The sequence below is a fragment of the Pararhizobium sp. A13 genome (genome assembly GCF_040126305.1).
Lineage (GTDB): Bacteria > Pseudomonadota > Alphaproteobacteria > Rhizobiales > Rhizobiaceae > Pararhizobium.
The window spans coordinates 690,489-714,174 of record NZ_CP149511.1; the positions used below are offsets into that span (position 1 = coordinate 690,489).

Here is a 23,686-nt window from a genome sequence, read left to right on the forward strand (position 1 = left end):
TGTTCGGAGGGCGAATGCATGCGAGAGTTCTCAGTCACGTCAGGCACCGTTTTCCACTCCCGCAAGCTCCCGTTCAAGAAACTCATCATGGCCATCTGGGAGGACGTCACGGCGGTGAAAGGGATGGCTGCCTTGCACCTCACACGCAAGCTCGGCGTCGAGTACAAGACCGCCTGGGTACTGCTGGCAAAGATCAGAGAGGCGATCGGCAAGCGCCGGGCGAAGATGAAGCTCTGGGGTATCCGTCCAGATCGACGGCAAGTACAGCGGCGGCCACATCAAGGCCGAGAACAAGAAGGAGGACCGTATCGACCGTCGCCGCAAGGAGAACCAGAACGGCAAGCGGATGTGCGTTCTGTCGATCCGCGAACACAATCCCGACGCACCGAACCGCACGATCACGCGCGTGGTCTCCGACGAGAACCCCAAGGCCGCCCGGGCGGCCGTTCGCGATCATGTCCAGCCGAAATCGTTGCTGACCGCCGACGAACACGGCTCCTATGACGACCTTGTCGGATTGGCGATCCTCCGACGGGTAAACCATGGCAGGGCCTATTAGACCGAGGACGGGGTCGACACAAACCTGATCGAAAGCTTCTTCTCCCGCGCGGAGCGCTCGGATGTAGGCATTCACCACCGTTTTTCGGTGAAGTACCTGGACTGGTACATGGCCATGGTCGCCTGGAAGGAGGACACTCGCTACATGGGGTTGCGTTGGCAGCTCGCCGACGTGCTGCGCACCGTCACCCACCGCACGACGTCGAAGAACCTCTGCGGCTACTGGCAGGGCGCGGCAGAGCGCATCGAGGACCAAGTCTGGACCGAGAAGTCCAACGCGTACTGACAGTTCCACCAGGGCGCTATTGACGATTCCACCAGAATGCTATTGACACTTTCACCAGAATACTATTGAAACTTTCACCAGATTTCTATTGACACTTTTACCGATACGCTATTACAACTTTCGCCATATCGGTTTACTGAGAAAAAGAAGTGTCATGGACGAGAGCCTTCTCCCGCGTCATCTGCAGCCCCAACTTAGAGCCGCACTTACATCAGCGCGCGTGGTAAGCATTATTGGACCGCGTCAGGTCGGGAAGACGACACTGGTACGTGATCTATTGACCGTTGGAAAATTTATCACCTTAGATGACGAAGGTGTGCTTGCTGCTATTGAGGCCGATCCAAAAGGACAACTGGATGCCCTTTTGGCTGAGACGAAAGCAGGCCCCCTCATTATCGACGAAGCCCAACGATCAACGAAATTAGCTTTGGCGTTGAAGAGAATCGTGGACGAAAACCGAGCAATGGGTCAGTTCGTCCTGACAGGCTCATCCAACGTTTTCATTTCCGCGCACGTGGCGGACTCGTTGGCGGGTCGGGTTCATACAATGACGATGCTTCCAATGAGTGTCGCCGAAACAAAGCGCATGGGGCCAGCGAAAATTCTCGACTGGGCATCGACGAAGGACCGTCCCGATCCGCTAGACCTGCCTAAACCAGAAACGTTGTCCAGGGTACAATACATCGACTTGATAGTCGCAGGCGGTTTCCCCGAGATACGAACTCTGGAAGAGCGCTGGAGGCAAAATCGATACACAGACTACGTTGACAGTGTCGTGGAGCGCGACGTTGCGTACATCTTAAAAATAAGAAAATCAGACGCCATGAGGCGAATGATCGATCAACTAGCGACGCGTGTCGGAAACGAGCTGAATATAGACGAACTATGTTCAAACATCAGCTTACAAAGGAATACCACCGAGACCTACCTTGATATTCTAACCAAGCTCTCTCTATTGCGACGATTGCCCGCGTGGACCTCCGGAGAGTCCAAGCGCGACATACGCCAACCAAAAATCCATCTTGTGGATACTGGGATCGTCGCGGCTTTGAGGAGTATGAACGCCCAGAGCTTCAATATTGGCGCGAATCCCACAGCACTCGGCGGCCTGTTCGAAAATTTCGTTTTCAATGAAACGTGGAAATCCCTCCCTCATCAGATGCGTCAGTGGCGGCTTTATCATTGGAGGCAAAGGGCGCGCGAGATAGACATCCTTGCTGAGTCAGACAGAACGATTATCGGCTTCGAAATGAAGACATCGACTACGGTTGAAGCAAAGGACTTTCAACATCTGCGGTGGTTTCGAGACGAAGGCCCAGGTATGAACCGTCCCTTCGTCGGCATCGTTATCTATATGGGGGAGCGCGTGCTCAGTTTCGGCGAAAACATATTCGCGCTCCCTCTGTCGATATTTTGGTCATTCAATGACAGTTAGCCGAGTGGGGGTCCCACTTTAACCCTCGGACGCTTACCTGGCGATCTCCCACAATCTACGACGACCATCGGAAGCACCTGACGAGCGAACCAGCCCTGTCTGCTCCATTCGTTCGAGCAGGCCGGAGAACCGACCGGCAAGGTTCGGACTAAGCCCGCCGATCTCGGACCCAAAGCCTTCTCGTTCAGCAAACTGTTTCGACAGATCGCCTGCAAGTATCGGCTCTTCCGCATCTCGGAGGATTTCAAGCACACCGCGGCGGACATCACGGCCTCTGAGAAGGTCAGTCACACGGCGACCAGGTGTAGATCGATCCTTCCTCTTGGGCTGCTGAGGAGCCGCAGATGCCGCGCTGGGATCAAAGACCTTTATCACGGTCACGAACGCCGCCTTCTGCGATTCCAAGGCGAGCGCTTCGGCCTTTATCTCCTCAAGCCTGGCATCCAGCTCGGCCAGCTTGCCCTTCAATTCCTCGACGATCGACACCATACAATCCAACTCCATCGGAAGAGCTAGAGGTAACAATTTCAGTGTCTGGAATCTTGTGGCATTTGCTACCTAGTGCCCCTCTACTCACACACCGTCGGAAGGTCCTCATCGGCGTCGAACTCACCGTGGGGCCAGGGGCATTCGGGATGAAAATGGCGGCGGAAGCGAAAGTTTCGGGTGAATATCTGATCAGACGTTGTCTGCTGCCGTCTTTGACCTTGCAAACGGACGCTCGACCGCAAACGTGATGCCGAAGAAGGCGAGCGCGCTGATCACGCCGACTGCAGCGACCAGCCACAGCGACGCGACGACCCCCATCCCGGACATCGCGGTCGACATGCCGACCGGCGCGAGGGCTGCCGTCAACTGCTTGGCGGATGTGCACCAGCCAATTCGGCGGCCATATCCTTCCCGTCCGAACAGCTCCAGTGACAGAGTGCCGTTGCCGATGCTCGTAAGACCGGAACCCAGACCGACACAGATGGCGAACAGGACGGCTCCCGCTATCCATGGCGCTGTGGCAAGGAGGATCGCTAGGCCAATCGGCAGCAGCACTGCTGCGATCACGGAAAGCCAAGTCTGGGACAGATCGCTTCCAAAAACCAGGTTGACGAGGCGGCGGCCAGTCCGAGCGCACCCCGCTCGGGCAACTGGTTGTTCATGCCACCGCAGAGCAGGCGATCGACACCGTGGTGGCGGAGCGCGCCCCGAAGACCTCGGTCCGGGGATCGGTCTCCTGCAGTTCCATTAGGGCCAGCGCGACGTTGATGGCGGAATGATTGCTCCCGACCACGAGTGTCCGCGTTGAACTGTGCGGCGGCGGTGCGTAAACGACCGACCTCGGCAGGCAAGTCGTCGACGGTGAGGTGAATGCGATTCCAGCCGCCGGACCGCGGTTGCTCGCCATCGGGCATCGGTCGGCCCGCCGAGCTGGTCGGCCCGCTGAGCAAGAGCCGCAACGAACCGCACTTGATGTCAGCAAAAGCGGGTGCGTGGCTGGAGAGAAGCGAAATGCCAAGGTGTCTGGCGTACCATTCGACGGCCGCTTCGTCGTCACGGGACCAGGCGGATCGCAAATTCTGTTGGTCGACCCTTCCGGAAGTCTCGTTGAGCTGGCCAGCCCGCTCGCCGCTGACTTCTGATTCATTTCCAAGATGCTCATGGCGCGGACGGACCTTAGCCGCATTGCGCGCAACGGTCCGGAACGAGGCCCATCGCTGACCTATAGTATCAAACTTCCAGCGAGTCGCTCTGCTCACCGACCTTTTCGAACGTGCTGAACTGGAGTTTCTGTATCGATCCCCACGGGGTTGTGTGTTGATGCCGCCGTGTCGTGGCCAGCTTGAACTGTTCCCCGAGAACAGCTTGCAGGCCTTCCGCATCATAGCGGGCAACGGGCAGGCCGCTGCATGTCTCCGGCCCGTCCAATGCAAAGGTGCCGATCACGGCTTTGCCTCCGTCTTTGAGAGCCGTTCCCAGCACGCGAACATATGCCTGTTGATCCGCGACTGTCGTGAGGAAATGAAAAGCGGCGCGGTCGTGCCAAAAATCATACTGCCGGTCGGGCGTCCATGCGGTCACATCCAATACGATCCATTGTGTCCGAGCAGCGCCCGCCAGTCGGGATTTCGCGGTCTCGAGGGCTGCTGCAGAGAGATCAAGGACGCTGACGTGGGCCTGACCGGATTCCACTAGGGCATCGACCAACCGCGACGCACCACCACCAATGTCGATGACCGACATTTCCGGTGTCAGACCCGCTTCACGCAGCAGTGTCAGCGATAGTTCGGGGCTGTCCTCATACCAACTGACTTCGGTATCTGCCTTTGTTGTGTAGACACCTTCCCAATGAGCTTGTCGGTCGGTCGCTGCCATCGAAAGCCTCCTTTTTAAGAAGCCAAGTTTACCTTGAATCTAAACAAATGAGGCCTTCTTAATTCTTGGAACGGTAGGTGAGAAGGCGCACCGCGTTTGCCGTGACGACAACGGTCGCGCCCGTGTCGGCGAGATCGTCAACACCCGTCCCTTTCGCGTTTCCCGTAATTCGGTATTTGTCGGACAGGTTCTGCTGTTCGTCGGCCTGCCTCGTGGCGTTCCCCACCATCGTGCAACTGCTGATTACGGTCGCCTTGCTTGTCGCCGCCCGTCTTCAGATCCGCATCGAAGAGCGCGTGCTTGCTGGCGAGATAGGAGACGGCCCACCAGAGGCAAGTCCGCCGCGGAGACTCCTGCTAGGTCCTACCCGCAACAGCCGTGCTGCTGTTGGACCGGCGGGCACTTCACGGAACCGAACGAGCAAAACACACAGCAGTCCCCAGGACTGGGGCGCAGCAGCGTCTTGCAGTTGAGACACGCGTAGAAGAACTGGCAGGCGTCCGTGGGCATGGTTTCCAGCTTTGCGAAGCCGCAACGAGGGCAGGTCAGAACGGATACGAGAACGACAGCACTCATTGCGGTATCATATCACTTTCTGGGCGTCGCACGCCGGGAAGGAATTTTCTGAGCCCTTAATATCACGCGTCAGCCGATGCGGGCGAGCATCGGCACATTCTCCAGGAGCCTGAAGGAGAAGGCCGAGAAGCCAACGACGAAACAAGGCTGAGCAGAAGCGTCGCCAGGCGGCCGGCACCCGCATCATCCTTTCGCCGTGCGAACTGCCAGACCGTGACCAGGCCGATGTTGGAGATCGCCGACATGCCTAGCTCCTGCGTGCCGAACTCCTGGTAGCAGGCCAGGCAGTTCTCGATGCAGGTCTTCATATCCGGTGATTGATGGTGATGCATGGTCTTCGTCCAGGGGAACGTCGTTGTGCAGTGCCACATATTCGACGCGAATCATCTGATAGATGAAGCTCGCAATTGACAACTTCCGGGCTGATGGTAGTCCTCGGGCATGGGTATGTATCGAATCACATTGGCAAAAATGCTGGTTCTGTTTCGGTTGGTGATCATCGCATCACTGGCTGGATACTCATTGCCCGCTGCTTCGGCAGCGATGCATGGGCCGATAGCGACATCGTCGACCGTCCAATCTGACGACCACCACGAGATGACAAGCGGCGACCACGTCCATGAAGACGAAAGCGCCTCTCCGGACGACATGCAGAAAATTGCGAAGCAGGAGTGCTGCAAGGACTTCTGCGTGAGTTTTGCGATTATCGCGACGGCCGATCTGGTCGGCGGCCCCGTCGTGACTTCCATCCGCGAATTCATCAACGACAATCGTGTCGTCGGCGAACTCGTGCCGCTGCATCGCCCCCCGAATATCTGAATAGGACACGCCCGTCCTTGCGGGTCTGAACGTGCGTAGGTGGGTGCTATTACCCGCTGCGCCGCTGCCTTCTCCTATTCGGATTACACCATGAAACCTATATTTCTGGTGGTTGCCTTGCCGCTCCTTGCGAGTGGTTGCGCTGCCACGTTGCCCCCTGAAGTTATTGCTTCGGGCGACCTTGCCGACCTGCCGGTCGACGTTCGCCCGGTCCGCTACCAAAACCCCGTTTCGGGCTACACACACCGCGTCCCGGTCGATCCCAAACCGTGGCGAAACCAGAACGACGCGCAGGTTCCAGACGGAGGCGCGTCATGAACGTGACAAAACTCAAGCTCGCGGCGACCGTCGCGCTCCCGCTTATTCTCGGTGGATGCGTCTCGGCGGCTGAGTATTCCCAGAAGAACTCCGGATTCTCGTCCGTATCCAACAAAACCGCAGAAGCGACCGGAAAAGACACGGTCTGGATTCAGAACCGCCACGATGCCCAGACCGTCTCGGGTCGGGTGAAGACGTTTCTGGCGAAGAAAAACGTCGATGTCGAGACAGCGGTGCAGGTCGCCCTCCTCAACAACAAGGGTCTCCAGGCAGCCTACGCCGATCTCGGCGACTCGGCTGCCGACGCCTGGCAGTCGACCATGCTTGTGAACCCGACAGTCGAGGTGGGGTTGATTGGGATCGGCGCGCCGGGGCTTGAAGCATTCAAGACAGTCGAAGGCGTGATCGCCACCAACATCCTGGCTCTCGCCACCCACAAGCGGAACGTGGAGATTGCCGATACCGAGTTCCGCCAGGCCCAGCTCAATGCAGCCTTGCAGACCTTGCAGCTCGCCGCCGATACCCGGCGGGCGTGGATCAACGCCGTTGCCTCCTGGGAAACGGTCGCCCAGCTCAATCAGGCACAGGCGACGGCGGACGCGGCCTCGGAGCTTGCGCAAAAACTCGGCGAAACGGGTGCGATGACCAAGGGCGGCCAAGCCCGTGAGCACGTCTTCTACGCGGAACTCGCAGGGCAGACCGCAAAGGCCCGGCTTGAGGCCCGTCTCGCGAAAGAACAACTGACACGGCTGATGGGACTTTGGGGATCGGATACCGACTACCAGATTCCCAATCGCCTGGCGCAGCTTCCGAAGGGTCTGATCAGGCGAGACCTGATCGAGGCGGAAGCCCTGCAACGTCGCGTCGATCTGCAGATGGCCAAGCTCGATCTCGAAGCTACGGCCAAGTCCTACAACCTAACGGAAGCGACACGCTACGTCACCGATCTCGAAATATTGACCGGGTTCGAGACCGAACGGGAACTGGAGGACGGTGAGAAGAAAGTCGACACGACCGGCAACGTCGCGCTGGAGTTCGTCATCCCGATCTTCGACAGCGGCAGGGCCCGAATGCGAAAATCGGAGCTGGCCTACATGCGGGCTGCGAACCTGCTTGCGGAAAAGGCAGTCAACGTCCGTTCCGAGGCGCGGTCCGCCTACCAGGCCTATCGCTCCAACTACGACATCGCCCGACACTACCGCAACAGCGTCGTGCCGCTCAGGACCAAGATCGAGGAAGAGTCCCTCCTCACTTACAACGGCATGATCACCAACACGTTCGAACTGCTCGCCGACAGCCGGGAGAAGGTCAACTCGATACTCCTCGCCGTCAACGCAAAACGCGATTTCTGGCTGGCCGAAGCCAATCTTGCGCCTGCCATTTATGGCGGCGGGGCGGGTGCAGCCGGTGGCGAAACGGAAGTCCCAGCGGCTGCCGAAAGCGGCGGCGGCGGTCACTAGGAAAGGACACAGACATGTTCAACAGAAGACAGATGCTCGGCGCAGGCGCAGCCCTGGTTTCGACCGCCGCCTGGGCGAAGACCTCGAATATGGGTCTGCCTGAGGCGACCATCATGGAAACCGCCGACACTCAGACGCCCGTCCGGCCCTCATCGGGACCGAATTACACCCCCGTCGTAACCCTGAACGGCTGGACCCTGCCCCATCGGATGAACAACGGCGTCAAGGAATTCCACCTTGTCGCGGAGCCTGTCGAGCGCGAAATGGCCGAAGGCATGACCGCGCATCTCTGGGGCTACAACGGCCAGTCGCCAGGCCCGACCATCGAGGCGGTCGAAGGCGACCGCGTTCGCATCTTCGTGACCAACAAGCTACCGGAACATACCACCATCCACTGGCACGGCATGATCCTTCCGTCCGGAATGGATGGGGTCGGCGGGCTGTCGCAACCGCACATCCCAGTCGGTAAGACCTTCGTCTACGAGTTCGACCTCGTGAAATCGGGCACCTTCATGTACCACCCGCATTCCGACGAGATGGTCCAAATGGCCATGGGGATGATGGGGATGTTCATCATCCATCCCAAGGATGAGAAGTTCATGCCTGTCGACAGGGACTTCGTGTTCCTGCTCAGCGCCTATGACATTGACCCCGGCACCTACGTTCCGCGCATCATGGAAATGACGGACTTCAACCTCTGGGCCTGGAACAGCCGCATCTTCCCAGACATCAGCCCGCTTGTGGTCTCCAAGGATGACAGGGTCAGGGTAAGGGTGGGCAACCTGACCATGACCAACCATCCGATCCACATGCACGGATACGACTTCGAGGTCACCTGCACGGACGGCGGCTGGGTGCGGCCGGAAGCCCGCTGGCCGGAAGTCAGCATCGACATCCCGGTCGGCGCAATGCGGGCCTACGAGTTCGACGCCAAATACGTCGGTGACTGGGCAATCCATTGCCACAAGTCGCACCATACGATGAACGCCATGGGGCATGACATCCCGACATTCATCGGCGTCGACAAGAAAGAAGTCACCGAGAAGATCAGGAAACTCCGCCCCGAATACATGCCGATGGGGACCGCTGGCATGGCCGACATGGGCGAAATGGAAATGGAAATTCCGGAGAACACCGTTCCGATGATGTCCGGTTGGGGTCCGCATGGCCCCATCGAGATGGGCGGCATGTTCTCCGTCGTCAAGGTCCGCGAGGGGATCGCGGCCGACGATTACACCGATCCCGGCTGGTACGAAAACCCACCCGGTACGCAGGCCTGGGAGTGGACGGGTGAGCTTCCCGACACGACCAAGGCGAAAGACGCAAAGACGCAGATCACCCCGAAACCCATGAAGCACGGTTGATCGTGAAATCTATCCCATCAAACAACCAAAGGACTGAATCATGAAGACTGCAATTATCGCATTGTTCCTCGCGGCGCTCGCGTCTCCGGCCTTTGCCTCCGGTTCACACGCTGGTGGTCACGGTGAAGCCATGGCTGTCGGTGAGCCCGGCAAGAAGGCACAAGCCACCCAGACGATCCGCGTTTCCATGAAGGAGACTGACGACGGCAAGATGATCTTCACGCCGAACACCTTCAAGGTCCGCAAAGGTCAGACCATCGTCTTCTCCATCAAGAACGCAGGCGAGTTGGACCACGAGTTCGTCCTCGACCAGAAAGACAAGATCATGGAGCACAAGGCCGTGATGGAGAAGTTTCCGGAAATGGAACACGACGATCCGAACGCGATCCGACTGGCCGCCGGAAAGTCCGGCGAGATCATCTGGAAGTTCACCAACGACGGCACCTTCAAGATCGCCTGCCTCGTTCCCGGTCACTACGACGCCGGGATGCATGGCGACGTGACCGTAGCCAAGAAGTGATTCCACCCAAGGAGAGATGACAATGAAATCCATCATTAAGTTCGCAGCGGCGGCCACCCTCGCAGTCGCCCTCGCCTCCGGAACGTTTGCTGCCGAATTCACCAAGGGCACGGTCAAGAAAGTCGACGCCAAGGCGAAGAAGGTCACGCTGATCCACGAGGAGCTCAAGGCCCTCGAGATGCCTGCCATGACGATGGTGTTCCGCGTCAAGGACGACGCCCTGCTCGAGAAGCTCAAGGAGGGCGCGAGCATCGAGTTCGTCGCCGAGCGCGTCGAGGGCAAGCTGACCGTCACCGAAGTCAAGTAAGCCGATATCATCAGGGACGCGGCCGTTTAAATGGCCGTGTCCCACACACCTTCACGGTGACCGAGACAAGCGGGCTCGGCCGACAGGTAACTCTTCGAAACCCACCCGCCTCAAGCGACAACCATGACGTCTTCACTTAGCGCCCATTGGGACACCGCTCGGGAAATCCGTTCAATCCTCTTGCGGTTCGTCGCCTTCGCCATCCTTCTCGCCAACTTGTTGCTGGGCGGCAGCGACGGTGCCGAAAGGACCCATTTCGTCGTCGTCGTCAGCTATCTGGTCATCAGCATCGCTTCCGTGGCGACCGCGCGGTTCCTGCCAGGTGTCTCCTGGCTCAAGACGCTCTTTGTCGTTCTTGACGCGCTGCTGGTCGCGCTCATTCTGTACGCGCACATTCTTGGCGGACCGGTCACTGAAAACCACAACCTGACAACGACCAGCCTGGTGGTTGCGTTCATCCTGCTCAACCATGTCGGCCTGAAGCTCGATCGTCGGCTCGTCCTTGTCTTCGCCGGCATCGTCCTCGTTTCTTGGGTCGCCATGCTGGCTATCACCGCGGCCAGACATCATACGACTGATGCGGTCTCGGTGATCACGTCGTTCTTCAACCAGGATCTGGGCCTCACTGTCAGCTTCGGTTTTACCGCCTTCGCAATCTATCTGCTTGCGAAGGATCACGATCGCACACGGAAGGAAGCCCTGAGAGCCGACAAGCGGCGTCTCAACCTGTCGCGCTTCTTCTCGCCGCTCGTCGTCGCGGACCTCGAGGAAGGAAGCCCCGCGCTTGATCTTGAACGCCGTAACGCAGCGATCATGTTCGTCGACCTGCGGGACTTCACACGTTTCGCCGAGACAGCGCCTGCGCGCGAACTGGCCCTGGTACTGGCGGAATACCGTCACCTTGTTTCCGGAACCATCTTCGAACATGGCGGAACCGTCGACAAGTTCATCGGGGACGGGGTCATGGCGGTGTTCGGCCAGCCCAAGGCCGCAGAAGACGACGTAGACCGGGCCTTGGCGTGCGCTCTCGACCTCGTCGATGCCCTCAACGACTGGAAGAACCACAGCACGCTGAACGGCTACCCTGCGCTGAAGGCGGGAATCGGCCTGCACTACGGTACGGTCGTCGGCGGCGTTCTGGATAGCGGATGCCACAGCGAGTTGACAGTCATCGGCGACGCAGTCAACGTCGCGCAACGTTTGGAGTCCGTGGCCAAATCACTCGATGCGCCGCTTGTCGTATCGGCCGCCCTGATGGCCCGGCTGCAAAGGCCAGTTCCGTCCGCCCAATGGATACCGCAGAGTTCGGTTGCACTGCCGGGACGGCGGCTTCCTATCGATATCTGGCACTTGCGCCGCGAAGCTGGGTTTACTCAAGCCGAGGAACATTCAGACTACGAAACTGGACTTTCGCAGACCGCCCTCCAGAGATCGTCCTTCCAGTCATCACCTGCCGCACCCGACATGCGTACGGGATAGTCGATCCCCCTGACTGCGACGGTTTCCGGTGAATTGCATCTGACAAATGCCCGATGTTTTCCGGGGTCGCTGTAGAGCGCTTCGCCCAGCCCGTTCGTCTCTGAGAGCGAGATGAGCACGTCATAGTCGTACCCCACTTGTTCCGCGGCTTGATTGGCAACAAGACTGAGGTTCACAACCGTGTTGTCGCCGAAATGCGCTGTATGAAAGACAATAGGTTCCGTTGCTGCCGGGCTGGCCAAGAGCAAAACTTCAAGCGCAAGGACTGACGCAACGCTACGCATTCACCCCTCCCTTCATGCGAAGGAGAGATCATATCATAGCCATGAGCGAGCGTGTCGGTGAATCTCGCAGTCGAACCCGGAGCGAAGTTTAGCCGATCCGGACGACTGCGTCGGAAATGAAGGCAAAGCTCGGTATGGCGAGGTTCTCTGGTGCTGGCCCCTTGCGAATGCGTCCTGCGGTATCATAGTGCGATCCATGACACGGGCAGAACCAGCCTCCGAAATCGCCAGCCTGCCCGAGAGGAACGCAACCCAGATGGGTGCAGACGCCGATCATCACGATCCAGTTCTCCCGCCCGTCACCGGCACAGCGGGCAAGATCGGTCGCAGGTTGATCGTCGGATAGATTGGCATTGCGCGCCACAGGGTCTTTGAGTTCCTCAATTGCAACGGCATTCGCCGCTTCGATCTCCTTCGGGGTGCGGTTGCGAATGAAAACCGGGCGGCCGCGCCATTTGACGGTGAGTGACGTACCTTCGCCGAGCGAAGATATGTCCACCTCGATGGAGGCAAGCGCAAGCGTCGAGCGTCGGGGCGCTGGTCGATGAACGGCCAGGTTGAGGCAGCAGCGCCGACCACGCCTGCCGTGCCTGTGACAAGATAGAGAAAACCACGCCGGGTCGGTTCGCGTGCCTCGTTCCTAGTCTAGCCATGGGACTGCTGCTCTTGCTGCACGCAACTGGTCATCTGCACCATTTGCTCTCCCATACGTTCAGGGCCCCTGCGGTTTTCATGGCAACCGATGAGGAGGGTGCGCCACGGGCGCAGCAGATAAAGATCCGAGTTTGCTCGCGGCATTTTACCCCGCAATGCAGCTTATTGAAATCTCCTCGATCACAGGCGGATGCCGTAGGTCCATATCTCAAGATTGGCGCTGCGCAGTGAATGCCTTCAGGGCTTCCAACGTTTCCGGGCTGACGTGATGCTCGATGCCCTCCGCATCGATCCGCGCCGTCTCGACGCTGACGCCGATCGAGCAGAGAAACGATTCCACGATCTGGTGCCTCTCGCGGCTTGCGACCGCCAGCTTCTTGCCGACATCGGTCAGGAAGACTCCCCGGTAAGGGCGCTGCTGGATATAGCCCTCGGCAATCAGCCGCTTCAGCATTTTGGCGACCGTCGGCTGCGCAACACCTAGGCGCTGAGCGATGTCCACCTGTCGCGCCTCGCCCCCGTCGGCAAGGAGGTCAGCGATGAGTTCGACGTAATCCTCCACGAGTTCGCTGCGGCGGTTATGCCTCGCCTGCTTGAAACTCTCCATTTGGGCATCAGGGGCAATAAGCGAACTCTCGATTTCGATCGACTGGCTATTCTTCTCGTTCAATTCAATTCCGCCCACTCATAAATTCAGCCACCGATCATAATAACATAGCAACGGCTATACCACCAATCCCCACTTGAACCGGATGCGGATGGCCGGCCCTTGCCCTTTCCAGTGGTAGGCGTTAATATAGCCGTTGCTATAATCATGTTATGATGCTCTATTTCATTGAAAATGCTAATTGGAGAATCGGCCAAAATGCTGAAGTGGGCACAGACCGCCTTGAGTAGACGAAGCCTGTTGGGTGGTGGGGTTGCCGCGCTCGGAGCCACGAGCATATGCACCAGCACGACGGTGGCCCAGGAAGCCCATTCCGGCCATCACGGAGCTGCCGCATCCGATGTGAAGAGCGGGGATGGCGCTCCCGCCCACAGATCAGCGCACGGCGCGATGATCACCGTCGGAAACGTCGACAACGGCCGCAACGGCTTCGATCCGACGAGCATCCTCACCGACTGGTATACGGGCGAGTTGAGCGACCTGCCGGACGGACGCAAACTGCGCAGCTTCGAAATCACCGTCGAGGAAAAGGAAATCGAGATCGCGCCCGGCGTCATGTTTCCCGCCTGGACCTACAACGGCCGCGTCCCCGGCCCCGCCCTTCGCGCGACCGAAGGCGAGCGCCTGCAAATCAAGCTGATAAACAACGGCTCCCACCCTCATTCTCTCCACTTCCACGGCATTCACGCAGCCAGGATGGACGGCGTGCCAGGCGCTGGCGTCATCGGCCCCGGCGAGGAGTTCGTCTATGAGATCGACGCCAAGCCCTTCGGCTGCCATCTCTACCACTGCCATGCCCTGCCGCTGGCACGCCACATCCACAAGGGCATGTACGGCCTGTTCGTGATCGATCCCGACCCGGCACGTCACCCCGACCATCTCGAAGTCGCCAAGTCGCGGCTCCTCGGATCTCCGGAAAATGCGCGATGGCAGGAACTGGCGATGGTCATGAACGCCTTCGACACGAACTTCGACGGCGAGAACGAATTCTATGCCTGCAACACCGTCGCCCACTGCTACGCGAAGGAACCGATCAAAATCGTCAAGGGCCGGCCGGTCCGCATCTATCTCATGAACATCGTCGAGTTCGACCCGATCAACTCGTTCCACCTGCATGCCAATTTCTTCGACTATTACGATCAAGGAACCACCCTTACGCCGACGCTGAAGACGGTCGATCTCATCACCCAGTGTCAGGCGCAGCGCGGAATTCTCGAATTCACCTTCGAGGAACACGAGCCTGGGCTTTACATGTTCCACGCGCATCAATCGGAATTCACCGAACTTGGCTGGATGGGCATGTTCGACGTTCAGGAGACGCTGTCATGATCCACGAAAAGATGTTCACTGCGGCCCCAGCCTCTGGCTTGTCTCGCTATCTGTGGCTGCTGTTGCCCGTTGCGGTTCTGGCCGTGGCCATCGTCTGGCTGTTCCAGACAAACCCGTTGCAAGACTTCAACAACGGCGCGCCCCCCGTCGAAAACATGACGATCGAGCGCACGATCCTCGATCACGACGGCCTGCGGTTGCTTGTTCGCGCTGGTGGATCGGACCCGATGAGGGTCGCACAGGTCCAGGTCGATGCCGCCTACTGGGAATTCAGCCAAGAGCCGCAGGGGCCGATCGCCCGCGGCGACACGGCCTGGATCAGCCTCCCCTTCCCCTGGGTTCTTGGGGAAACCCACAATGTCACCTTCGTCACCAATACCGGTGCCACGTTCGATCACGAAATCGCCGTCGCGGTGCCCACACCCGTTGCCACCTCAGGCAGCCTCTTGTCGCAGACCATTCTCGGGGCCTTTGTCGGCATCCTGCCAGTCGCGATCGGGCTGATGTGCTATCCAGCTCTGCGTGGCGCGGGTCAGGGAACGATGACGTTCCTCCTTGCTCTGACCGTGGGTCTGCTTGCGTTCCTGTTTGTCGATACTGTTGTCGAGGCGTTGGAATTCGCCAACACGTCAGCGCCTATCTTCCAGGGGAATGTCATGGTCGTTCTGACGGCGGCGGCCAGCTTCCTCGTCCTGATGGCGTTCGGCCGCCGCCGCGGCACGCCGACGGGACTGGCGCTCGCCACGTTCATCGCGCTTGGCATCGGGTTGCACAATTTCGGCGAGGGCCTGGCCATCGGCGCGGCGTTTGCGGCCGGTAGTGCGGGCCTGGGTACGTTCCTTGTCCTCGGCTTCACCCTGCACAACATCACCGAGGGCATCGGGATCGCCGCCCCCATCCTCAAGGTGAAGCCGAGCCTGCTGGCATTTGTCGGACTGGCTCTGCTCGCGGGCGGTCCGGCCGTTATCGGCATCTGGACCGGAAGCCTGGCCTACGCGCCGCAGTGGACGGCGATCGCACTTGCCGTCGGTGCCGGCGCGATCGCGCAGGTGATCGTGGAAGTCTGCGGCCTCATGAGTCATTCGAAAGGCCAGGGCATCAAGGCTCTGCTCGCACCAGCGTCCTTCGGCGGCTTGGCGGCAGGCGTCGCATTCATGTATGCGACCGCCATGCTCGTCAAGATCTGACAACCTTGGCTTGGAAGGTCGGGCTGCGATTTGAAAATGCGGCGATGGTCGCCGCAAATAAGCAAAGCAGAAAACCGATGCCGCTTGACGCGAAAAGACGCCACTTGCTCCTGGAGCTGCTTCCTGACGGATTGCCCGTCACGAAGGCTTGGCTGATGCGGCAAGATCCAGCGATTGATCGCCATGCGATCGACAACCTGCTCAATAGCAGGTAGCTCACACCGCTGGCGGCCGGCGTCTATATGCGTCCGGGCACGGCATAACATGGGAAGGTGCCGTCACTTCCTTGCAGAGCGTCTTTCGGAGCGACCTGACACCGGGCGGCCTGACCGCACTCGAACTGCACGGCTTTGCACACTATCTGCCGCTATCGCCGAAGCGTGTCGTTCATCTGTACGGAAAAGACCCGCTATCACTGAACGCAACGCCACGCAAATGCCTCGGCTATAAAGATGCGACAGCGTCGATCGATTTGCTCTTTGGTCAACACGAACTGAGGGAAGGAAGGTTGGCGCTTTCATCCACCCGATCAAGCGAGCGCTCGCGAACGTTCGACACAATGCCCGGATGCTTCCGCCTGGGCGCGAGCTATCCTCGGCAGTTCCGTTCTTGACTTGATCAGATCGAGGCTCGCTCTGTTGATCGTGCGATTTGTCATCGCGCGTTCTTTCGGCATGAAAAACCCGGCTGTTAGGCCGGGTTCTCGATAAAGCGGCGGTTGGGCCCGCTAGTGCGTGGTGCTAGCTATAAGTGCGTCGATGAGTTTGATCTGCGAGCGATTGCCGCGCTTGTACTCATTGATCAATATCTTCGCTTCTGCAGTCGCTTCCTTGCGCGGAATGCGATGCTGTGTGCACCAAGCGTCAAGAACCGTCTGGAGCATATCAAGGTCTTTTGGCGGTATTGCAATATCGGATGTTTGCATCATTTTCCTCCCGGGGATTGACATCTTTTTTTGTGGGAAGCCGCCTCCTCGCGGCCTCCAGCAGATGGAACCTTAGTTCAAAGTAGTATGGGTACAAGATGAAAATGTGGCATTTCACGTGAGGTACGTACCCGTTTTTCTATCGGCGATGATCGCTTCTCACGAACCCGTATTGTGGGCGAGATAAGCCGTGTTGCTCTTGTCGAAAGACCCACCGTATTTCAAGGCCGTTACCAGGCAGGATCCGCCGACGTTGCTTCGGCGGGAACATCGTTGTCCAACGCCACATAATCGGCGCATATGATCGATGAACGGCCAGGCCGAGCCAGCAACGCCTACCGACCCCGCCATGCCCGTCACAAGACGGAGAAAATCACGCCGGGTCGGTTCGCGTATCTCGTTCGTAGCCATAAGACTGCTGCCCTAGACGCAATATTGTCCTGGCGATCCGCACATTCGCGCAGTCTAGTGAACGGAGGGCCTCTCCATTGGCTTCTGCGACTTCGACCGCACCCCGTCGACCCATTTCATTGTCGGCGTGACCGCGACCCCGTGCACCATGATTGACGTCAGGATTATCACGAGCGCAGTTGCCCAGACGATGTTTGCGCCTTCAAAATCGGCCTGCCCTGTGGCGTAGGAGAGATAGTAGATCGTGCCCAACCCCCGAATGCCGAACACCGAGATCACCAGTTTTTCTCCGGCCGGATAGCCTGAGCCTGCGAGACAAATCCACCCGGAGAGCGGCCTGACGAAGACGAGCGTGACGGCGGCGACGAGAATGACACGCCAGTCAACAGCGGCCAGTAGCGGCCCGGTAGCCACGATCGAGCCGAGGCACACGAGTAGCACCATCATCAGCAGCCTCTCGATCTGCTCGGCGAAATCGTGCAACTGCTCGTGAAACTCGTGCTCGCGCTCCGCCGCCCGGAACGCAACCGCCGCAACGAATACCGCGACAAAGCCGTATCCCTGGATCATCTGCGTCATACCGTAGATGGAGAAGGTCATTCCGAGTGCGACGAAACCGTCTTTTGTTTTCGCGAGGCCGCGACCACGCAGCCTGAAGGAAAGCATCCCGAACAGCTTCCCCGCCGCCCATCCTGCCGCAATGCCGGATGCAAGACGCCAGATCACGTCGACAAACGCCCACTCCTGGAACAGCGCCGTCCCGTCTTTGACAGAAACCGCGATTGCGATTGCGAGGTAGACAAAGGGGAAGGCGAGGCCGTCGTTCAGGCCTGCTTCAGAAGTCAGCGCAAAGCGGACCTCGTCCTCCTCGCCAGTTTTCGGCGGCCCGACCTGGATGTCGCTTGCCAGCACTGGATCGGTCGGCGCGAGTGCCGCTCCCAGCAACAGAGCTGACGCTGCCCCGAGGTTGAGAACATGAGTCCCAAGCACCGCAATGGCTCCGATCGTCAGCGGCATCGCGATACCGAGGAGCCGCCAGGTCGCCCCCCATCGGCGCAAACCGATGCGTCTGTCTATTTTGAGGCCTGCCCCCATCAGCGATATGATGACGACGATTTCCGTCATGCGTTCCGTAAAGGCCCGGTTCTCCAGCGGGTTGAATCGCGGAAGGAGGGGATAAGGCGACAAGGCGAGGAGGACACCAATCAGCAGACAGATGATCGGCAGGGACAGCGGCAGCCGTTTCAGGACCATAGGGAGCCATGCCGTCAGGAGGATAACCACGCCAAGAATGGACAGCGTGATGATGAAAGGGTCCATGGTTCCTCCGCCCTACAAGGTAACGATGAAAGAGGCCCGCGTCACGAAAAAGATGCAGAGCGTCCGCGTGTCGCCGCTTGATGCAGAACCGGAGCGAGCAGCGGACTCGACAACCTACCCGTGAGACCGATATTCAGCGGCAGGTCAACGAAATAGGATTTCACATGGCAACCGGACTGCTCGCACTGCTGGACGACGTCGCCGCCATCGCCAAGCTCGCCGCCGCGTCGCTGGACGATGTCGCCGCGCAGACGGCAAAGGCGGGGGCGAAGGCGGCCGGGGTCGTGATAGACGATGCGGCGGTGACGCCGAGGTATGTCGTTGGCCTTTCCCCGGCTCGGGAACTGCCAATCATCTGGAAGATCGCGCTAGGATCGCTCAAGAACAAGCTGCTCTACCTTCTGCCCGCCGGCATATTCCTCGGCTATTTCGCGTCCTGGGCGATCACGCCTCTGCTGATGCTCGGAGGCATCTATCTTTGCTACGAAGGTGCCGAGAAACTGTATGAGGCCTTCATGCCCCATCAGGCGCACGAACATGAGGCCGCCGTGTCCGGAACATCCGATCCGGTCGCGTTGGAAGACCAGAAGGTGGCGGGCGCGATAAGGACGGACTTCATCCTCTCCGCAGAAATCATGGCATTGACGCTCGCCAACGTCGCGGCGTCCAACATCTATACACAGGCGGCGGTGCTGGCAGCGGTCGGCGTGTTGATCACCATGGCGGTCTACGGCGTCGTCGCACTTATCGTGAAGGCGGACGACGCCGGCTTGTTGATGGCGGTGGCGTCCATCGGCCTGATAAGGGCCTTCGGGCGTGGCCTCGTTATCGGCGTCCCCGTGTTTCTGAGGTTTCTCGCCGCGATCGGCACGGCCGCGATGCTCTGGGTCGGCGGAAGCATCCTCGTCCACGGGTTTGCAGAAATGGGCTACCACGGCCCGGAGCACTTAATCGAAGAAATGGCCACGGGCATTAGCGCTGCGTCGGTCATGTTTGCCGAAATCCTGCACTGGATGACGACATCTACAATCCAGGCGGCGCTCGCCGTGTTGATCGGCGGCGTAACTATAGTGCTCGTCCACGCCGCGGCTCCCGTCGTGAGGCGGTTACGGCCCGTGGCCCACTGAGATCGCGTGCCCAGGAAGACCACTTTCGCCGCGGCGATGAAAGCGCTTGGCGACTTCAAGGGTCGCACGTTCGGGATCGGGCCGCAGATCGGCTTCAACTTCGATGCGAACGGCGTGCCGATCTAAACGAACCTCCGCGCCTACTATGAGTTTGGCGTTGAAAAGCGGACCAAGGGCGGCGGCGTGTTTCTCACAGTGAGTATTCCGATATCCGCGCTGGCGAAGGGAAGCGGGAAGTGACTTTCGCGTCGTGAGGAAGCAGACTATCCGAGGTTGGACCGATTTGTTCCTAGGAGAAAGCCAACATGAAACTCGTCAAACTTACGCTTGTTGGAGACCATGACATCCCTGTTTACATCAACCCTGAGCAAGTGGTTTCCGTCCAAGGATTCGACAGGTACACAGCGATCAACACAACTGCGCAAAATCCAAACGGCGGCGCCTACCATTGCAATGTGAAAGAGCCCGTTAGCGACGTGGTCGGTCGACTAACCGTGTGACCGCGGATGCCTGGAGACTTTTGTTTCGGCCCTCTTGGGTGGACATAGTGAAGCCGCCGTGGGTGGGTCGACAACTAAAACTGCGCCCATTCCACGCGATCGAAAGACAGCAACGAGAATGCGCCGTTGTGGATCGCCCTTCTGCGCATCCTTTCCCCCCTCACTCGCTACGTCGGTGCGCACCCTAATAGCGATCTAACAAACTGCTCACAACCCGCCTAGAGTCTGGCGCCTACGCCACGGGATGGAGGGAGCTATGTCCAAAGAAGCAGAAGACAACGGCGACGCAAGCCACGAAATTGCCGATGGTGCGAGCCGCTATCTTGGACGGCCTGTTGAGCTGCTAACCGATCGGGAACGCGCAGTGTTTCGACGCCACATTGCCCGGCGCGCGATAACGCGGGACTCGAACCGCTCATTTGACGAGAAGCTGACATCCGGGCAGCGCCTGGCGGACAAGGTGGCCGAGTTCGGCGGCTCGTGGACCTTCATCATGATTTTTGCGCTGGTGCTCGCACTCTGGGTGGGATCGAACCTCCTTGCGACAGCGCGTGCGTTCGACCCTTATCCCTTCATTTTTCTCAATCTTATTCTCTCGATGCTCGCAGCCGTTCAGGCACCCGTGATCATGATGAGTCAAAACAGACACTCGGTCAAAGACAGGGTCGATGCGGCGCACGACTACGAGGTCAATCTGAAGGCGGAGATTGAAATCATGGCGCTACACGACAAGCTGGATCAGATGCGCACCATTGAACTGAAGTCTCTCGTTGAAAAACAGCAGCAACAAATTGACTTGCTGACTGCACTTCTCGCCGACCGGAGCAAATAGGCGGACCGGCACCCATAGTCGTTTTCCGGCGGTTGAGAACCCTCTGGACTTCTCAGCATCGTGAGGAGGCTGCATAATCCGGAAGGCTATGGTGCAGGGCGCGCCGCTGATGAAATGAAGATACGCCAACCTCAATCCTCTGGACTGGCTTCGAAGTGCCCGGCCGCGACGGAAGGCGACGCGGATTGCTTGCGCTCTTCGAGTTCCGCTGCGACCCACTCCAGGAAGAGGTTGTAGGCAACCGCCAACAAGGTGGGCCCCAGGAAAAGCCCTATCAGACCGAAGGCCAGGACGCCGCCAATGAGCCCAAACAGGCCCAGCAGCACAGGCAGGTTGCTGTTTTGGTTCAGCAGATACGGTCGAAGGAAGTTGTCAATGCTGCTGACGAGAAGCAGGCCCCAGATCGCGATGAAGATGCCCCATCCTACAGATCCTTGCATGAGCAACCAAAGCGCAACCGGCCCCCACACGAACGGTGGTCCGCCCGGCACGAACGACAGCGCGAAGGTCAGGCAACCGAGCAACAACGATTGAGACACACCGGCGATCCAGAAGCCGATGCCGGCCAGCAGGCCTTGTGCAAGGGCCGTTCCGATCATTCCGTAGACGACACCTTTCACCGTCATGCCGATGACCGTAAACAACCTCCTCGCGCGAGGACCTGCGACGCGCTCACCGATCTGGCGCATGAAACTGCTCATGCGCCGACCGTGCAGGAACAAAAAGAAGGTAATGAATATGCTGAGCGCGAGTTCGAGGAGGCCGATACCGAACGCTGCCCCGCCAGCGAGCGCAATATCAGTGACAGGACCGGTCAGCTTTTTGAGCTCGACGATAAATGCGGGAGCGTCATGAGTAAGGTTCTCCCAGTAAGAGGCCAAGCTTTCGCCAACAATCGGCAGGCCTTTCACCCAGTTTGGTGGCGCCGAAGGACCCTGCTCCAGGACGCGCGTTATTCCCTCGGCCAGATTTGTTATGTCGTCGGCAAGCGCGGTCACGAGCAAAGCAAGCGGTGCGGCCACAAGAAAGACCATCAGGAGCGTCATAGCTGCGGCCGCCGCGGCCCGGTTGCCTCCGACAACACGTTCGCATCGGCGGTAGATAGGCCACGTCGAGAAACAAATCACCGCAGCCCACAATATTGCCGACAGGAAGGGCCAGAGGACCAAAGCGCAACCGATCGCCAGCAGCACCAGCGCGCCGATGCCCAGGACATGTTCGATCCGTCGCCTAAGTGGCTCCATGATCAGTTCGCCTGTTTCCTTGCTACGCCCTTCCATCGACAAGCTTCCATTTTCGCAGCGCACCGGTGGTTGGATCTCCCACACGGCCCCATTCTTGACGACCGGCGCAATCTCGATCCGGGCGTATCAACCGAAAGCCCAACATGAAATTCGCGATACTGCCGTAGCCCCAGAGACGACCAGTGGATGCGCAAGGTGCGGCATTCAAGGAGCAAGAAGGCACCTAAGCATCTCCGTCAAATCCTTCTCCATGAACGGCTTTTTCAAAACAGGCCGGTGGCGGTGCCCATCCCTCATGTCGTGACCGCTATAGCCTGTCGAGAAGACAAACGGCACGTCTCGCGCAGCGAGAGCGTCAGCCACCACATAGCTGTTGTCGCCATTCAGATTCATATCCAACATGGCAACATCGAAGATTTCAGCTTCAATCAAGGCGACGGCCTGACTGACTGTAGCGGCGGCAGTCACGGACTCACATCCGAGGTCTACCAGCATGTCTTCGATCATGATGAGGATCAGCATTTCATCCTCGACAACAAGAACCCGCCGACCGGAAAGCAATTTATCCATCACGAGCATCCCTCGGTGCAGGAAAGTTGATCGTGCAGACGACGCCGTCCCTCGGATAGTCGAGATCAACCGTGCCCTCCAGCTCATGCGCTAGACCGCGCTCGATCACCCGCGAGCCGAACCCTTTCCGGGACGGGGGTGCCACCGGCGGACCGTGCTTCTCCTCCCACCGCAGGAGAAGCCGATGGCCCTCCGGCGACGGCTCAATCGTCCATGTGATCAGGACCGAGCCTGCCTTGCTGGAAAACGCGCCATATTTCACGGCATTGGTCGCGAGTTCATGGAACGCGATGCCAAGCGCAAGGGCAACTTTCGGTGAAACCCGAATATTCGTGCCCGTGATGACGAAGTGCTCCGACCGTCCATTTGCAACCCCGAATGGCTGTAATGCCGCTTTGATCAGATCGAGCAGCCCCGCACCTTCCCAATTCTTGCTGGTCAACAGGTCGTGCGACCTGGAGAAGGCGAAGAGGCGAGACTCGATGGATTCCCGGATCACTTCGGGATCGGGGCTATTCCGCAAAGCCTGCCACACAATCGACTGCACCGTCGCGAGGGTATTTTTCACGCGGTGGTTCAGTTCGTCGATGAGCATCCTGGACTGGGCTTGCTCCTGCTTGTGATCGGTAAGGTCGACGAAGGAGGCGAAATGCTGCACGACATCATCGCTCTCGTCCCGAACCGGGCTGATGAGGATTGCAGACCAGAACTCGCTGCCATCCTTGCGCCGATAGCAAATTTCCGAACCACCCTTCGAAGCGCCTGCGAATGCTGCATCAATTCGTGCGAGCGAATCGGGATCGGTGCCGCGTGCCATCAAGAAGTTGAAACTCTGGCCGAGTACCTCTTCCCGAGAGTAGCCTGTCAAACCGAGAAAGGCATCATTGGCAAAAATTATGGGATTGCCGGATTGTTTTGGGTCGGTAAACAGCATCGCCATGCGCGTGTTTTCAGCGGCAACGACAAACGGGCCAAGATCCTTCCGAAAGATCTCGACGCCCGCTTCGGCCGCTTGTTGTCCTTCGGATTTAACTAAGATTTCAGGCATGTCCTGCGTTGTCCTGTTGTTTGGACGGCCCGCAGCCAGCCAATAACTTTATACACCGCTCCGAATCCTCCACCACTGGAGCATCCATGACGTGTACGGTGT

General features: G+C 58.9%; 27 protein-coding genes and 4 pseudogenes. 16 read left to right on the top strand and 15 right to left on the bottom strand.

All coding sequences use genetic code 11. The annotated features are described in order from the left end of the window. Positions 1 to 277: 277 nt before the first annotated feature. The 3 genes and pseudogenes from WI754_RS24810 to WI754_RS24820 form a co-directional block, all read left to right on the top strand. Positions 278 to 634, top strand: a pseudogene (locus tag WI754_RS24810) (transposase); the annotation flags it as partial. A 33-nt stretch (positions 635 to 667) separates the two neighbouring features. Further along, positions 668 to 844, top strand: coding sequence for a hypothetical protein (locus WI754_RS24815; RefSeq protein ID WP_341487995.1), 177 nt, complete (start codon positions 668 to 670; stop codon positions 842 to 844). Between the two features lie 154 nt (positions 845 to 998). Beyond that, positions 999 to 2,279 (top strand): ATP-binding protein, encoded by a 1,281-nt coding sequence (locus tag WI754_RS24820; protein ID WP_341487925.1) that lies wholly within the window; start codon positions 999 to 1,001, stop codon positions 2,277 to 2,279. 33 nt (positions 2,280 to 2,312) lie between these two features. Here WI754_RS24820 and WI754_RS24825 read toward each other — a convergent pair whose 3' ends face one another. The 7 genes and pseudogenes from WI754_RS24825 to WI754_RS24855 all read right to left on the bottom strand — a co-directional run bounded on the left by WI754_RS24825 (position 2,313) and on the right by WI754_RS24855 (position 5,551). Continuing rightward, positions 2,313 to 2,768, bottom strand: coding sequence for a hypothetical protein (locus WI754_RS24825; protein WP_341487926.1), 456 nt, complete (start codon positions 2,766 to 2,768; stop codon positions 2,313 to 2,315). Positions 2,769 to 2,957: 189 nt separating this feature from the next. Beyond that, entirely contained in the window at positions 2,958 to 3,335 is a 378-nt protein-coding gene (locus WI754_RS24830; RefSeq protein ID WP_349438061.1) for a hypothetical protein, read from the bottom strand. Positions 3,336 to 3,574: 239 nt separating this feature from the next. Then, positions 3,575 to 3,844 (bottom strand): annotated as a pseudogene (locus WI754_RS24835) (VOC family protein); the annotation flags it as partial. A gap of 154 nt (positions 3,845 to 3,998) precedes the next feature. Continuing rightward, a complete protein-coding gene (locus tag WI754_RS24840) occupies positions 3,999 to 4,643 on the bottom strand; it encodes a class I SAM-dependent methyltransferase (protein WP_341487928.1) in 645 nt (214 codons plus the stop codon). Between the two features lie 58 nt (positions 4,644 to 4,701). Further along, positions 4,702 to 4,872, bottom strand: coding sequence for a hypothetical protein (locus WI754_RS24845; protein ID WP_341487929.1), 171 nt, complete (start codon positions 4,870 to 4,872; stop codon positions 4,702 to 4,704). A gap of 134 nt (positions 4,873 to 5,006) precedes the next feature. Continuing rightward, complete coding sequence (locus WI754_RS24850; RefSeq protein ID WP_341487930.1) at positions 5,007 to 5,219, bottom strand: GDCCVxC domain-containing (seleno)protein; 213 nt, start codon at positions 5,217 to 5,219, stop codon at positions 5,007 to 5,009. Between the two features lie 62 nt (positions 5,220 to 5,281). Next, positions 5,282 to 5,551 (bottom strand): hypothetical protein, encoded by a 270-nt coding sequence (locus WI754_RS24855; protein ID WP_341487931.1) that lies wholly within the window; start codon positions 5,549 to 5,551, stop codon positions 5,282 to 5,284. Positions 5,552 to 5,660: 109 nt separating this feature from the next. Here WI754_RS24855 and WI754_RS24860 point away from each other — a divergent pair, with 109 nt between their 5' ends. The 7 genes from WI754_RS24860 to WI754_RS24890 all read left to right on the top strand — a co-directional run bounded on the left by WI754_RS24860 (position 5,661) and on the right by WI754_RS24890 (position 11,486). After that, the gene (locus WI754_RS24860) at positions 5,661 to 6,038 is read left to right on the top strand and encodes a hypothetical protein (RefSeq protein ID WP_341487932.1); all 378 of its coding nucleotides are present in this window, start codon (positions 5,661 to 5,663) and stop codon (positions 6,036 to 6,038) included. Positions 6,039 to 6,128: 90 nt separating this feature from the next. Next, positions 6,129 to 6,356, top strand: a complete 228-nt coding sequence (locus tag WI754_RS24865) for a hypothetical protein (protein ID WP_341487933.1) — start codon at positions 6,129 to 6,131, stop codon at positions 6,354 to 6,356. Then, on the top strand, positions 6,353 to 7,816 hold the full coding sequence (locus WI754_RS24870; protein WP_341487934.1) for a TolC family protein: 1,464 nt from the start codon (positions 6,353 to 6,355) through the stop codon (positions 7,814 to 7,816). Before WI754_RS24865 ends, WI754_RS24870 begins: the two co-directional genes overlap by 4 nt. Positions 7,817 to 7,830: 14 nt before the next feature. Then, positions 7,831 to 9,180 carry a copper oxidase gene (locus WI754_RS24875; RefSeq protein ID WP_341487935.1) on the top strand — a complete coding sequence of 450 codons (1,350 nt, stop codon included), beginning with the start codon at positions 7,831 to 7,833 and terminating at the stop codon, positions 9,178 to 9,180. A gap of 40 nt (positions 9,181 to 9,220) precedes the next feature. Continuing rightward, on the top strand, positions 9,221 to 9,700 hold the full coding sequence (locus WI754_RS24880) for a plastocyanin/azurin family copper-binding protein (protein WP_341487936.1): 480 nt from the start codon (positions 9,221 to 9,223) through the stop codon (positions 9,698 to 9,700). A gap of 22 nt (positions 9,701 to 9,722) precedes the next feature. Further along, a complete protein-coding gene (locus WI754_RS24885; RefSeq protein ID WP_341487937.1) occupies positions 9,723 to 10,007 on the top strand; it encodes a copper-binding protein in 285 nt (94 codons plus the stop codon). A gap of 123 nt (positions 10,008 to 10,130) precedes the next feature. Further along, complete coding sequence (locus tag WI754_RS24890) at positions 10,131 to 11,486, top strand: adenylate/guanylate cyclase domain-containing protein (protein ID WP_341487938.1); 1,356 nt, start codon at positions 10,131 to 10,133, stop codon at positions 11,484 to 11,486. 372 nt (positions 11,487 to 11,858) lie between these two features. On the opposite strand, the pseudogene petA reads toward WI754_RS24890, so the two are convergent. Beyond that, positions 11,859 to 12,397, bottom strand: a pseudogene (petA, locus tag WI754_RS24895) (ubiquinol-cytochrome c reductase iron-sulfur subunit); the annotation flags it as partial. A gap of 235 nt (positions 12,398 to 12,632) precedes the next feature. Further along, complete coding sequence (gene mntR / locus WI754_RS24900) at positions 12,633 to 13,094, bottom strand: manganese-binding transcriptional regulator MntR (RefSeq protein WP_341487939.1); 462 nt, start codon at positions 13,092 to 13,094, stop codon at positions 12,633 to 12,635. A 195-nt stretch (positions 13,095 to 13,289) separates the two neighbouring features. Between mntR and WI754_RS24905 the strand changes: the two genes are divergently transcribed. The 3 genes from WI754_RS24905 (at position 13,290) to WI754_RS24915 (ending at position 16,220) form a co-directional block, all read left to right on the top strand. Next, positions 13,290 to 14,420: a multicopper oxidase domain-containing protein gene (locus WI754_RS24905; RefSeq protein ID WP_341487940.1), complete on the top strand. Its 1,131-nt coding sequence runs from the start codon at positions 13,290 to 13,292 to the stop codon at positions 14,418 to 14,420. Next, a complete protein-coding gene (locus WI754_RS24910) occupies positions 14,417 to 15,607 on the top strand; it encodes a metal transporter (protein ID WP_341487941.1) in 1,191 nt (396 codons plus the stop codon). The genes WI754_RS24905 and WI754_RS24910 overlap by 4 nt, the downstream gene beginning before the upstream one ends. Positions 15,608 to 15,893: 286 nt before the next feature. Then, positions 15,894 to 16,220, top strand: coding sequence for a hypothetical protein (locus WI754_RS24915; RefSeq protein ID WP_341487942.1), 327 nt, complete (start codon positions 15,894 to 15,896; stop codon positions 16,218 to 16,220). Positions 16,221 to 16,334: 114 nt separating this feature from the next. Here WI754_RS24915 and WI754_RS24920 read toward each other — a convergent pair whose 3' ends face one another. The 3 genes and pseudogenes from WI754_RS24920 to WI754_RS24930 form a co-directional block, all read right to left on the bottom strand. Beyond that, positions 16,335 to 16,532 (bottom strand): hypothetical protein, encoded by a 198-nt coding sequence (locus WI754_RS24920; protein WP_341487943.1) that lies wholly within the window; start codon positions 16,530 to 16,532, stop codon positions 16,335 to 16,337. A 294-nt stretch (positions 16,533 to 16,826) separates the two neighbouring features. Further along, positions 16,827 to 16,943, bottom strand: a pseudogene (locus tag WI754_RS24925) (ubiquinol-cytochrome c reductase iron-sulfur subunit N-terminal domain-containing protein); the annotation flags it as partial. 54 nt (positions 16,944 to 16,997) lie between these two features. Next, positions 16,998 to 18,263, bottom strand: coding sequence for a cation:proton antiporter (locus WI754_RS24930; protein ID WP_341487944.1), 1,266 nt, complete (start codon positions 18,261 to 18,263; stop codon positions 16,998 to 17,000). Between the two features lie 164 nt (positions 18,264 to 18,427). Here WI754_RS24930 and WI754_RS24935 point away from each other — a divergent pair, with 164 nt between their 5' ends. The 3 genes from WI754_RS24935 (at position 18,428) to WI754_RS24945 (ending at position 20,722) form a co-directional block, all read left to right on the top strand. Continuing rightward, complete coding sequence (locus tag WI754_RS24935) at positions 18,428 to 19,390, top strand: DUF808 domain-containing protein (RefSeq protein ID WP_341487945.1); 963 nt, start codon at positions 18,428 to 18,430, stop codon at positions 19,388 to 19,390. Between the two features lie 305 nt (positions 19,391 to 19,695). Then, positions 19,696 to 19,890 (top strand): hypothetical protein, encoded by a 195-nt coding sequence (locus tag WI754_RS24940; protein WP_341487946.1) that lies wholly within the window; start codon positions 19,696 to 19,698, stop codon positions 19,888 to 19,890. A 256-nt stretch (positions 19,891 to 20,146) separates the two neighbouring features. Beyond that, the gene (locus WI754_RS24945; protein WP_341487947.1) at positions 20,147 to 20,722 is read left to right on the top strand and encodes a DUF1003 domain-containing protein; all 576 of its coding nucleotides are present in this window, start codon (positions 20,147 to 20,149) and stop codon (positions 20,720 to 20,722) included. 131 nt (positions 20,723 to 20,853) lie between these two features. On the opposite strand, the gene WI754_RS24950 is transcribed toward WI754_RS24945, so the two are convergent. The 3 genes from WI754_RS24950 to WI754_RS24960 all read right to left on the bottom strand — a co-directional run bounded on the left by WI754_RS24950 (position 20,854) and on the right by WI754_RS24960 (position 23,584). Continuing rightward, entirely contained in the window at positions 20,854 to 21,966 is a 1,113-nt protein-coding gene (locus tag WI754_RS24950; protein ID WP_341487996.1) for an AI-2E family transporter, read from the bottom strand. Positions 21,967 to 22,170: 204 nt separating this feature from the next. Continuing rightward, the gene (locus WI754_RS24955; protein ID WP_341487948.1) at positions 22,171 to 22,536 is read right to left on the bottom strand and encodes a response regulator; all 366 of its coding nucleotides are present in this window, start codon (positions 22,534 to 22,536) and stop codon (positions 22,171 to 22,173) included. Beyond that, complete coding sequence (locus WI754_RS24960; protein ID WP_341487949.1) at positions 22,529 to 23,584, bottom strand: HWE histidine kinase domain-containing protein; 1,056 nt, start codon at positions 23,582 to 23,584, stop codon at positions 22,529 to 22,531. The genes WI754_RS24955 and WI754_RS24960 overlap by 8 nt, the downstream gene beginning before the upstream one ends. Between the last annotated feature and the right edge of the window lie 102 nt (positions 23,585 to 23,686).

Excerpts from the sequence above, each read along its gene's own strand:
- WI754_RS24855 (WP_341487931.1), bottom strand. The coding sequence starts at position 5,551 with ATGCATCACCATCAATCACCGGATATGAAGACCTGCATCGAGAACTGC.
- WI754_RS24910 (WP_341487941.1), top strand. The coding sequence starts at position 14,417 with ATGATCCACGAAAAGATGTTCACTGCGGCCCCAGCCTCTGGCTTGTCT.
- WI754_RS24865 (WP_341487933.1), top strand. The coding sequence starts at position 6,129 with ATGAAACCTATATTTCTGGTGGTTGCCTTGCCGCTCCTTGCGAGTGGT.
- WI754_RS24935 (WP_341487945.1), top strand. The coding sequence starts at position 18,428 with ATGGCAACCGGACTGCTCGCACTGCTGGACGACGTCGCCGCCATCGCC.
- WI754_RS24890 (WP_341487938.1), top strand. The coding sequence starts at position 10,131 with ATGACGTCTTCACTTAGCGCCCATTGGGACACCGCTCGGGAAATCCGT.
- WI754_RS24815 (WP_341487995.1), top strand. The coding sequence starts at position 668 with ATGGCCATGGTCGCCTGGAAGGAGGACACTCGCTACATGGGGTTGCGT.
- WI754_RS24845 (WP_341487929.1), bottom strand. The coding sequence starts at position 4,872 with ATGGTGGGGAACGCCACGAGGCAGGCCGACGAACAGCAGAACCTGTCC.
- WI754_RS24885 (WP_341487937.1), top strand. The coding sequence starts at position 9,723 with ATGAAATCCATCATTAAGTTCGCAGCGGCGGCCACCCTCGCAGTCGCC.
- WI754_RS24820 (WP_341487925.1), top strand. The coding sequence starts at position 999 with ATGGACGAGAGCCTTCTCCCGCGTCATCTGCAGCCCCAACTTAGAGCC.
- WI754_RS24950 (WP_341487996.1), bottom strand. The coding sequence starts at position 21,966 with ATGGAGCCACTTAGGCGACGGATCGAACATGTCCTGGGCATCGGCGCG.
- WI754_RS24880 (WP_341487936.1), top strand. The coding sequence starts at position 9,221 with ATGAAGACTGCAATTATCGCATTGTTCCTCGCGGCGCTCGCGTCTCCG.
- WI754_RS24940 (WP_341487946.1), top strand. The coding sequence starts at position 19,696 with ATGAAACTCGTCAAACTTACGCTTGTTGGAGACCATGACATCCCTGTT.
- WI754_RS24920 (WP_341487943.1), bottom strand. The coding sequence starts at position 16,532 with ATGCAAACATCCGATATTGCAATACCGCCAAAAGACCTTGATATGCTC.
- WI754_RS24860 (WP_341487932.1), top strand. The coding sequence starts at position 5,661 with ATGGGTATGTATCGAATCACATTGGCAAAAATGCTGGTTCTGTTTCGG.
- WI754_RS24905 (WP_341487940.1), top strand. The coding sequence starts at position 13,290 with ATGCTGAAGTGGGCACAGACCGCCTTGAGTAGACGAAGCCTGTTGGGT.
- WI754_RS24870 (WP_341487934.1), top strand. The coding sequence starts at position 6,353 with ATGAACGTGACAAAACTCAAGCTCGCGGCGACCGTCGCGCTCCCGCTT.
- WI754_RS24850 (WP_341487930.1), bottom strand. The coding sequence starts at position 5,219 with ATGAGTGCTGTCGTTCTCGTATCCGTTCTGACCTGCCCTCGTTGCGGC.
- WI754_RS24960 (WP_341487949.1), bottom strand. The coding sequence starts at position 23,584 with ATGCCTGAAATCTTAGTTAAATCCGAAGGACAACAAGCGGCCGAAGCG.
- WI754_RS24955 (WP_341487948.1), bottom strand. The coding sequence starts at position 22,536 with ATGGATAAATTGCTTTCCGGTCGGCGGGTTCTTGTTGTCGAGGATGAA.
- WI754_RS24930 (WP_341487944.1), bottom strand. The coding sequence starts at position 18,263 with ATGGACCCTTTCATCATCACGCTGTCCATTCTTGGCGTGGTTATCCTC.
- WI754_RS24840 (WP_341487928.1), bottom strand. The coding sequence starts at position 4,643 with ATGGCAGCGACCGACCGACAAGCTCATTGGGAAGGTGTCTACACAACA.
- WI754_RS24825 (WP_341487926.1), bottom strand. The coding sequence starts at position 2,768 with ATGGTGTCGATCGTCGAGGAATTGAAGGGCAAGCTGGCCGAGCTGGAT.
- WI754_RS24875 (WP_341487935.1), top strand. The coding sequence starts at position 7,831 with ATGTTCAACAGAAGACAGATGCTCGGCGCAGGCGCAGCCCTGGTTTCG.
- WI754_RS24945 (WP_341487947.1), top strand. The coding sequence starts at position 20,147 with ATGTCCAAAGAAGCAGAAGACAACGGCGACGCAAGCCACGAAATTGCC.